At 45.5% G+C, this 4,460-nt stretch carries 3 protein-coding genes; all 3 read left to right on the forward strand.

What is annotated here, in order from left to right:
• A partial coding sequence (locus ON064_RS17265) for a glycosyltransferase (RefSeq protein ID WP_274625742.1) occupies positions 1 to 1,028 on the forward strand: 1,028 nt, incomplete at its 5' end.
• Between the two features lie 238 nt (positions 1,029 to 1,266).
• Complete coding sequence (locus ON064_RS17270) at positions 1,267 to 2,652, forward strand: cell wall-binding repeat-containing protein (RefSeq protein ID WP_274625743.1); 1,386 nt, start codon at positions 1,267 to 1,269, stop codon at positions 2,650 to 2,652.
• A 193-nt stretch (positions 2,653 to 2,845) separates the two neighbouring features.
• Positions 2,846 to 4,460 (forward strand): cell wall-binding repeat-containing protein (locus ON064_RS17275; protein ID WP_274625744.1); only part of this gene is annotated, 1,615 nt, incomplete at its 3' end.

The raw sequence follows: 4,460 nt of genomic DNA on the forward strand, positions 1-4,460 counted from the left end.
CCAACTCTCCCGTAGAAGCAGAGTTGCTATTACTGACAGAAGGCGCATTTGCGGAAGAAGCGAGAAAAGCTGGGATTCCTGTGACGGTCGTCCAGCAAAACAGCCGTCTTGACCGCTCGGCTCCGAGAAAGATTTTGATGGTCTTGAAAAAAGGCGGGTTCTCAATTGTCCATTCCCACGGGGCACGTGCCAATTTTCTGATCGACTCTGTTTATAAAAAACTGGGCATGCCGTGGTTTATCACGGTACACAGCGATCCGACGCTCGACTTTCTCCACCAGCCCAAGCCGCTCGCAAAAGTGTTCACTATCTTAAACCAGCGGGCGATGCGCCGTGCTGACCATTTGTTTGCCGTATCGCAGAAATTTAAGGATATGCTAATCCAAATGGGCGTCGAACCGAAGAAAATCACTCCGGTGTTCAACGGCATCAATTTTCATGACACCTTGCCGGACTTCGATCAAAGAGCCATTCGCGAATCCCTAGACACTCGAGAAGATGAGTTCGTCTTTGCGATTGTCGCACGTCTTCATCCCGTCAAAGGCCATGATATTTTACTTGATGCACTCTCACGAATCGATCGCCCGTGTAAACTATGGGTCATCGGTGAAGGCGACCTGCGCCAGAAACTAAGTGAACAGGCAGCGGCACTCGGCATTTCAGAGCGCGTGCAATTTTTGGGAGCGCGGAAGGATGTCGACCAATTATTATATGCGGCGGATGTATCTTTATTGACTTCACATAGCGAGAGTTTTCCGCTGGTGCTGTTGGAATCTGCCGATATGGCAACGCCTGTTATCTCAACAAATGTTGGCGGCGTGCCGGCACTGATTGATCCAGGGAAAACCGGATGGATCGTTGAACCGGGGCGTGCAGATGCACTTCAACACGTGATGGAAAAGGCGATGGATGCGGATGTGCAAGAAATGGGAAGCATGCTTCGGAGCTTTGCAAAAGAAAATTTTTCCAATGAAAACCTACAACGGGAAATCCAACGAGTTTATAGCGCTGTTTTAAAGTTAAACTAGGTAATTATTCCTGTTTATTTTAAAATGTTAATATTATGAAATATACCGTTCAGCCTATACGGGACGCGGTTTTTAAAGCCCTTTGAGCACTGTCTCAAAGGGTTTTTTGTCGTGCCTGTAATATAAATGTAATATTCATCTCAATAATTCAGTGATAAACTCTGAATTATTCAGAATAAAAAATTGCCTAATAAATACAGAAAAGCAGACTATAGAACTCAGGGGGAAGAAGAAGCATATGAAAATGACAAAATGGTTTGGAACAATGATCGCCGCAACTGCTTTATCAGTGACTGCTTTCGCTTCCAGTTCAGAAGCAAGCGTCTATGAAAAGTTTGACCGCATCTCAGGATCGGATCGTTATGAAACGGCCATCCAGGTATCACGTGAAGGATGGACTGCCAACAGTACCGATAATGTCGTGCTCGTCATCGGTGATAATTACCCGGATGCTCTCGCGGGTGCTCCACTTGCTAAAAAATTGAATGCGCCAATCCTGTTGGTGAAAAAAGATACTGTACCGGCGTCGATTATGTCTGAAATTGGCCGTCTCGGGGCTAAGAATGCAACTATTCTCGGCGGTGAAATTGCGATTTCCAACCAAGTGGTCAAGCAATTGGAGTCAAAAGGCATTAATGTTGATCGAATTGCAGGAAGCAGCAGATCAGAAACATCGGCCTTGATTGCCAAAGAAGTCGGGGGGACTTCAGCTATCGTGGCGAGCGGGTCCGGCTATGCCGATTCATTGTCTATTGCTTCTCATGCTGCAGAAACTGGAAAGCCGATTCTTCTTACATCCGGAAAAGAATTATCTGGAGAAGTTGAGCAGGCATTGAAAAATTATAAAGATGTAACAGTCGTGGGCGGAGAGGTCGCTGTTAGTTCAGCGGTCTACAACAAAATTGGCCAATCATCCAAAGTGCAGCGTATTTCAGGAAAAGACCGATACGCTACGGCGGCAGCAGTCGTTGCGAAACTGTATCCAAAAACCATTGACGATTCCCTGGTAGCTTCTGGCCAACAATTTGCCGATGCACTCACAGGTTCTGCGCTGGGCGGAAAACAGAACAAGCCTATTTTACTTGTTAAACAGTCGGCATTGCCTTCCCAAACAAAAGATATCATCAATAATAAAAACGTGAAGAAACTGACAGTCATTGGCGGGGAAGTAGCAGTTTCAAAAGAAGCCTTGAACCCGAATCCAAAGCCGGCTCCGATACCAGTCGTCAAGCCATCAGTGGACATACGTGCTGAGATTGTCGATGAAGCTATGAAATACCTCGAAACACCGTATCTTTGGGGTGGCACGACACCAAACGGATTCGATTGCTCAGGCTATTTGATGTATGTCTTCAATAAAAAAGGAATCTCGATCCCAAGAACGACTGCTTTGATGGCTCAGTCCGGCAAGCCAGTTAGCTACTCAAATGTCAAGATTGGCGATATCGTATTATTGGATTTGTTAAGAAGCACACCGACGCGTCCATCACATGCTGGAATTTACATCGGTGATGGAAAAATCATCCATGCTGGAACAAGCACAGGCGTCGCAATCACGCCACTTAATAATTCCTGGGGCCATTGGGACAAGAAAATCGTCACCATCCGTTCTTACACAGATTAAAGAAATGGCTTCGGCCATTTTTTTTTGCCCGCATAGACAGAGAGAAGGGCAGAAACATTAGGAAAGTTAATTTTAGTGGTGGAATTATTTACAAATATTTAGAAAATTTATGTACCTTTTAATAAAAATCTAGAATATACTGTTAAAAAAGAGAGAATGTTCATCTAAAATAGCCTAACTAGGGGGAAAAGCATTGAGAATTTTACTGAAGGGTTTGGCCATGTTGTTGTTTATCGGGGTTCTTGGGGGTGGGGCGGCTAACGTCTCGGCAGCTGATGATTTTACAGTCAAAGTCCGGCTGACCAATAATTTGGGCACAAACAGCAGCTACGATTTCGTTCCAAAAGGCAGTTCACAACTAAAAGAAGACAAAACCGTGAAGTTAACAGCAGGAACCCGATACCAGGTGCAAGTGTCATCGGGCAAATTGGTATTGAAAAAAGGCAGCCAAACCTTGAAAAGCGGTTTGAACACCGTGACAATCGAACCGTCTGTTTATTCAAAGGCCAATAACATCCATCTTTACAAACCTGGATCCCAGACGATCTATCCGTATCTCGGTACCATCCTATTCCGCATGTCGGGTACTACGAAAATACAGCCCGTTAACTCTTTGCCATTTGAAGATTACCTAAAAGGCGTTGTGCCATCCGAAAGCCCGGCAAGCTGGGGGGCGAACCGGGGCATGGAATCACTGAAAGCCCAAGCCGTTGTCGCCCGTTCCTATATCTTCTCTAAGATGATGAACCAAAGCACGTTGGAAATTGACGATACGACAACTTTCCAAGTATATAAAGGCTTTATGTGGGATTCGCTATCCCCGCATTACAATCCAGTTTACGAGTACACAAACCGTGCAGTAGATGAAACTGAAGGACAGATTCTCACTTATAAAAAAGCAGACGGCCAAAAAGGTTTTGTCACCGCTTATTTCTCATCAAGCAATGGCGGACAGACAGAACTGCCTGAACAACATTGGTCGAGCAAATTGCCGTATCTCTCTGCTACGCAAAAAGACGAATTCGATCCTCAAACACCATGGAAACTCAACTGGCTTAAGCAGCAGCTTCCGGCTACGGTCGATTTGATGGCCCCGGCTCCTTGGTGGAATACGATAGGTGAATTGAACTTGAATGGCACGCTTGTCGGTGAGCAAAGCAAAAATGCGTTCACCAATTTCAAAAAAGATTTATTGAACAAAGCAAAAGCCCAGGACTCAACTGTCGAATCGATCAAAATCGCTTCCATCAACAAAATCCAAACCGAAGACTTCGCGAACACCGGAAAAGTCCAATCGATCACGCTTGAAATGGATTATTATATCCGCAACAGCAAAAACGGGGCCTTGAGCTTCGACATGGCAGCCGGTGCAGCATCCAAGACATTGGCTGGCAAAAGCCGTTATGACACGGCCATCGAAATTGCAAAAGAATTATTAGGTACTGAAAAAGCGCCAGCTATCGTATTGGGCCGCGGGGATGTACCTGCGGATGCATTGGCCGGAACGGTTCTGGCACATAAATACGGCGCGCCGATGTTGCTTACCAAGAGTGATGCTTTGCCATCTTCTGTAGAGGAGTTCTTGGAAAAGCAAACCGTCCAAGGGGCTACTATCTATCTGTTGGGAGGCACTTTGGCTATTTCAGAAAATGTTGAACAGGCTTTAATTGATAAAGGTTTTAACATCAAGCGATTGGCCGGAAAAAGCCGTACCGACACGTCATTGCTGATTGCACAAGAAATCGGCCAGACTCAAACCGTGTTGATGGCTACTGGAAATGATCAATCATCAGACGCATTATCAGCTT

It is taken from the genome of Planococcus sp. A6, from assembly GCF_028823615.1.
Lineage (GTDB): Bacteria > Bacillota > Bacilli > Bacillales_A > Planococcaceae > Planococcus.